This window comes from Alteromonas infernus (assembly GCF_902705815.1).
Genome location: NZ_CACSIG010000019.1, coordinates 1 through 5,444 on the forward strand (window position 1 = coordinate 1; position 5,444 = coordinate 5,444).

The 5,444-nt window shown below is 44.8% G+C and carries 9 protein-coding genes; all 9 read left to right on the forward strand.

Features of this window, described 5'->3' with window-relative positions:
* The first annotated feature begins 61 nt into the window (after window positions 1–61).
* Entirely contained in the window at window positions 62–1,009 is a 948-nt protein-coding gene (locus ACX5J7_RS05565) for a major capsid protein (RefSeq protein ID WP_080241825.1), read from the forward strand.
* Between the two features lie 110 nt (window positions 1,010–1,119).
* Window positions 1,120–1,647 (forward strand): hypothetical protein, encoded by a 528-nt coding sequence (locus ACX5J7_RS05570; RefSeq protein WP_000487867.1) that lies wholly within the window; start codon window positions 1,120–1,122, stop codon window positions 1,645–1,647.
* An 8-nt stretch (window positions 1,648–1,655) separates the two neighbouring features.
* A complete protein-coding gene (locus tag ACX5J7_RS05575) occupies window positions 1,656–2,642 on the forward strand; it encodes a Minor spike protein (protein ID WP_000466547.1) in 987 nt (328 codons plus the stop codon).
* 63 nt (window positions 2,643–2,705) lie between these two features.
* Window positions 2,706–4,247, forward strand: a complete 1,542-nt coding sequence (locus tag ACX5J7_RS05580; protein ID WP_000252566.1) for a replication endonuclease — start codon at window positions 2,706–2,708, stop codon at window positions 4,245–4,247.
* Complete coding sequence (locus tag ACX5J7_RS05585) at window positions 4,180–4,332, forward strand: hypothetical protein (RefSeq protein WP_435988044.1); 153 nt, start codon at window positions 4,180–4,182, stop codon at window positions 4,330–4,332. The genes ACX5J7_RS05580 and ACX5J7_RS05585 overlap by 68 nt, the downstream gene beginning before the upstream one ends.
* Window positions 4,265–4,504, forward strand: a complete 240-nt coding sequence (locus ACX5J7_RS05590) for a phage DNA packaging protein C (protein ID WP_016670801.1) — start codon at window positions 4,265–4,267, stop codon at window positions 4,502–4,504. The genes ACX5J7_RS05585 and ACX5J7_RS05590 overlap by 68 nt, the downstream gene beginning before the upstream one ends.
* Window positions 4,501–4,959, forward strand: coding sequence for a scaffolding protein D (locus tag ACX5J7_RS05595; protein ID WP_000084700.1), 459 nt, complete (start codon window positions 4,501–4,503; stop codon window positions 4,957–4,959). Before ACX5J7_RS05590 ends, ACX5J7_RS05595 begins: the two co-directional genes overlap by 4 nt.
* On the forward strand, window positions 4,959–5,075 hold the full coding sequence (locus tag ACX5J7_RS05600) for a phage DNA packaging protein J (protein ID WP_000033471.1): 117 nt from the start codon (window positions 4,959–4,961) through the stop codon (window positions 5,073–5,075). The genes ACX5J7_RS05595 and ACX5J7_RS05600 overlap by 1 nt, the downstream gene beginning before the upstream one ends.
* Before the next feature lie 36 nt (window positions 5,076–5,111).
* Window positions 5,112–5,444 (forward strand): major capsid protein (locus ACX5J7_RS05605; RefSeq protein WP_498706390.1); only part of this gene is annotated, 333 nt, incomplete at its 3' end.

The window sequence follows — 5,444 nt, forward strand, 5'->3', positions numbered from 1 at the left end:
CACTCCTCTCCCGACTGTTAACACTNCTGGTTATATTGACCATGCCGCTTTTCTTGGCACGATTAACCCTGATACCAATAAAATCCCTAAGCATTTGTTTCAGGGTTATTTGAATATCTATAACAACTATTTTAAAGCGCCGTGGATGCCTGACCGTACCGAGGCTAACCCTAATGAGCTTAATCAAGATGATGCTCGTTATGGTTTCCGTTGCTGCCATCTCAAAAACATTTGGACTGCTCCGCTTCCTCCTGAGACTGAGCTTTCTCGCCAAATGACGACTTCTACCACATCTATTGACATTATGGGTCTGCAAGCTGCTTATGCTAATTTGCATACTGACCAAGAACGTGATTACTTCATGCAGCGTTACCATGATGTTATTTCTTCATTTGGAGGTAAAACCTCTTATGACGCTGACAACCGTCCTTTACTTGTCATGCGCTCTAATCTCTGGGCATCTGGCTATGATGTTGATGGAACTGACCAAACGTCGTTAGGCCAGTTTTCTGGTCGTGTTCAACAGACCTATAAACATTCTGTGCCGCGTTTCTTTGTTCCTGAGCATGGCACTATGTTTACTCTTGCGCTTGTTCGTTTTCCGCCTACTGCGACTAAAGAGATTCAGTACCTTAACGCTAAAGGTGCTTTGACTTATACCGATATTGCTGGCGACCCTGTTTTGTATGGCAACTTGCCGCCGCGTGAAATTTCTATGAAGGATGTTTTCCGTTCTGGTGATTCGTCTAAGAAGTTTAAGATTGCTGAGGGTCAGTGGTATCGTTATGCGCCTTCGTATGTTTCTCCTGCTTATCACCTTCTTGAAGGCTTCCCATTCATTCAGGAACCGCCTTCTGGTGATTTGCAAGAACGCGTACTTATTCGCCACCATGATTATGACCAGTGTTTCCAGTCCGTTCAGTTGTTGCAGTGGAATAGTCAGGTTAAATTTAATGTGACCGTTTATCGCAATCTGCCGACCACTCGCGATTCAATCATGACTTCGTGATAAAAGATTGAGTGTGAGGTTATAACGCCGAAGCGGTAAAAATTTTAATTTTTGCCGCTGAGGGGTTGACCAAGCGAAGCGCGGTAGGTTTTCTGCTTAGGAGTTTAATCATGTTTCAGACTTTTATTTCTCGCCATAATTCAAACTTTTTTTCTGATAAGCTGGTTCTCACTTCTGTTACTCCAGCTTCTTCGGCACCTGTTTTACAGACACCTAAAGCTACATCGTCAACGTTATATTTTGATAGTTTGACGGTTAATGCTGGTAATGGTGGTTTTCTTCATTGCATTCAGATGGATACATCTGTCAACGCCGCTAATCAGGTTGTTTCTGTTGGTGCTGATATTGCTTTTGATGCCGACCCTAAATTTTTTGCCTGTTTGGTTCGCTTTGAGTCTTCTTCGGTTCCGACTACCCTCCCGACTGCCTATGATGTTTATCCTTTGGATGGTCGCCATGATGGTGGTTATTATACCGTCAAGGACTGTGTGACTATTGACGTCCTTCCCCGTACGCCGGGCAATAATGTTTATGTTGGTTTCATGGTTTGGTCTAACTTTACCGCTACTAAATGCCGCGGATTGGTTTCGCTGAATCAGGTTATTAAAGAGATTATTTGTCTCCAGCCACTTAAGTGAGGTGATTTATGTTTGGTGCTATTGCTGGCGGTATTGCTTCTGCTCTTGCTGGTGGCGCCATGTCTAAATTGTTTGGAGGCGGTCAAAAAGCCGCCTCCGGTGGCATTCAAGGTGATGTGCTTGCTACCGATAACAATACTGTAGGCATGGGTGATGCTGGTATTAAATCTGCCATTCAAGGCTCTAATGTTCCTAACCCTGATGAGGCCGTCCCTAGTTTTGTTTCTGGTGCTATGGCTAAAGCTGGTAAAGGACTTCTTGAAGGTACGTTGCAGGCTGGCACTTCTGCCGTTTCTGATAAGTTGCTTGATTTGGTTGGACTTGGTGGCAAGTCTGCCGCTGATAAAGGAAAGGATACTCGTGATTATCTTGCTGCTGCATTTCCTGAGCTTAATGCTTGGGAGCGTGCTGGTGCTGATGCTTCCTCTGCTGGTATGGTTGACGCCGGATTTGAGAATCAAAAAGAGCTTACTAAAATGCAACTGGACAATCAGAAAGAGATTGCCGAGATGCAAAATGAGACTCAAAAAGAGATTGCTGGCATTCAGTCGGCGACTTCACGCCAGAATACGAAAGACCAGGTATATGCACAAAATGAGATGCTTGCTTATCAACAGAAGGAGTCTACTGCTCGCGTTGCGTCTATTATGGAAAACACCAATCTTTCCAAGCAACAGCAGGTTTCCGAGATTATGCGCCAAATGCTTACTCAAGCTCAAACGGCTGGTCAGTATTTTACCAATGACCAAATCAAAGAAATGACTCGCAAGGTTAGTGCTGAGGTTGACTTAGTTCATCAGCAAACGCAGAATCAGCGGTATGGCTCTTCTCATATTGGCGCTACTGCAAAGGATATTTCTAATGTCGTCACTGATGCTGCTTCTGGTGTGGTTGATATTTTTCATGGTATTGATAAAGCTGTTGCCGATACTTGGAACAATTTCTGGAAAGACGGTAAAGCTGATGGTATTGGCTCTAATTTGTCTAGGAAATAACCGTCAGGATTGACACCCTCCCAATTGTATGTTTTCATGCCTCCAAATCTTGGAGGCTTTTTTATGGTTCGTTCTTATTACCCTTCTGAATGTCACGCTGATTATTTTGACTTTGAGCGTATCGAGGCTCTTAAACCTGCTATTGAGGCTTGTGGCATTTCTACTCTTTCTCAATCCCCAATGCTTGGCTTCCATAAGCAGATGGATAACCGCATCAAGCTCTTGGAAGAGATTCTGTCTTTTCGTATGCAGGGCGTTGAGTTCGATAATGGTGATATGTATGTTGACGGCCATAAGGCTGCTTCTGACGTTCGTGATGAGTTTGTATCTGTTACTGAGAAGTTAATGGATGAATTGGCACAATGCTACAATGTGCTCCCCCAACTTGATATTAATAACACTATAGACCACCGCCCCGAAGGGGACGAAAAATGGTTTTTAGAGAACGAGAAGACGGTTACGCAGTTTTGCCGCAAGCTGGCTGCTGAACGCCCTCTTAAGGATATTCGCGATGAGTATAATTACCCCAAAAAGAAAGGTATTAAGGATGAGTGTTCAAGATTGCTGGAGGCCTCCACTATGAAATCGCGTAGAGGCTTTGCTATTCAGCGTTTGATGAATGCAATGCGACAGGCTCATGCTGATGGTTGGTTTATCGTTTTTGACACTCTCACGTTGGCTGACGACCGATTAGAGGCGTTTTATGATAATCCCAATGCTTTGCGTGACTATTTTCGTGATATTGGTCGTATGGTTCTTGCTGCCGAGGGTCGCAAGGCTAATGATTCACACGCCGACTGCTATCAGTATTTTTGTGTGCCTGAGTATGGTACAGCTAATGGCCGTCTTCATTTCCATGCGGTGCACTTTATGCGGACACTTCCTACAGGTAGCGTTGACCCTAATTTTGGTCGTCGGGTACGCAATCGCCGCCAGTTAAATAGCTTGCAAAATACGTGGCCTTATGGTTACAGTATGCCCATCGCAGTTCGCTACACGCAGGACGCTTTTTCACGTTCTGGTTGGTTGTGGCCTGTTGATGCTAAAGGTGAGCCGCTTAAAGCTACCAGTTATATGGCTGTTGGTTTCTATGTGGCTAAATACGTTAACAAAAAGTCAGATATGGACCTTGCTGCTAAAGGTCTAGGAGCTAAAGAATGGAACAACTCACTAAAAACCAAGCTGTCGCTACTTCCCAAGAAGCTGTTCAGAATCAGAATGAGCCGCAACTTCGGGATGAAAATGCTCACAATGACAAATCTGTCCACGGAGTGCTTAATCCAACTTACCAAGCTGGGTTACGACGCGACGCCGTTCAACCAGATATTGAAGCAGAACGCAAAAAGAGAGATGAGATTGAGGCTGGGAAAAGTTACTGTAGCCGACGTTTTGGCGGCGCAACCTGTGACGACAAATCTGCTCAAATTTATGCGCGCTTCGATAAAAATGATTGGCGTATCCAACCTGCAGAGTTTTATCGCTTCCATGACGCAGAAGTTAACACTTTCGGATATTTCTGATGAGTCGAAAAATTATCTTGATAAAGCAGGAATTACTACTGCTTGTTTACGAATTAAATCGAAGTGGACTGCTGGCGGAAAATGAGAAAATTCGACCTATCCTTGCGCAGCTCGAGAAGCTCTTACTTTGCGACCTTTCGCCATCAACTAACGATTCTGTCAAAAACTGACGCGTTGGATGAGGAGAAGTGGCTTAATATGCTTGGCACGTTCGTCAAGGACTGGTTTAGATATGAGTCACATTTTGTTCATGGTAGAGATTCTCTTGTTGACATTTTAAAAGAGCGTGGATTACTATCTGAGTCCGATGCTGTTCAACCACTAATAGGTAAGAAATCATGAGTCAAGTTACTGAACAATCCGTACGTTTCCAGACCGCTTTGGCCTCTATTAAGCTCATTCAGGCTTCTGCCGTTTTGGATTTAACCGAAGATGATTTCGATTTTCTGACGAGTAACAAAGTTTGGATTGCTACTGACCGCTCTCGTGCTCGTCGCTGCGTTGAGGCTTGCGTTTATGGTACGCTGGACTTTGTAGGATACCCTCGCTTTCCTGCTCCTGTTGAGTTTATTGCTGCCGTCATTGCTTATTATGTTCATCCCGTCAACATTCAAACGGCCTGTCTCATCATGGAAGGCGCTGAATTTACGGAAAACATTATTAATGGCGTCGAGCGTCCGGTTAAAGCCGCTGAATTGTTCGCGTTTACCTTGCGTGTACGCGCAGGAAACACTGACGTTCTTACTGACGCAGAAGAAAACGTGCGTCAAAAATTACGTGCAGAAGGAGTGATGTAATGTCTAAAGGTAAAAAACGTTCTGGCGCTCGCCCTGGTCGTCCGCAGCCGTTGCGAGGTACTAAAGGCAAGCGTAAAGGCGCTCGTCTTTGGTATGTAGGTGGTCAACAATTTTAATTGCAGGGGCTTCGGCCCCTTACTTGAGGATAAATTATGTCTAATATTCAAACTGGCGCCGAGCGTATGCCGCATGACCTTTCCCATCTTGGCTTCCTTGCTGGTCAGATTGGTCGTCTTATTACCATTTCAACTACTCCGGTTATCGCTGGCGACTCCTTCGAGATGGACGCCGTTGGCGCTCTCCGTCTTTCTCCATTGCGTCGTGGCCTTGCTATTGACTCTACTGTAGACATTTTTACTTTTTATGTCCCTCATCGTCACGTTTATGGTGAACAGTGGATTAAGTTCATGAAGGATGGTGTTAATGCCACTCCTCTCCCGACTGTTAACACTACTGGTTATATTGACCATGCCGCTTTTCTTGGC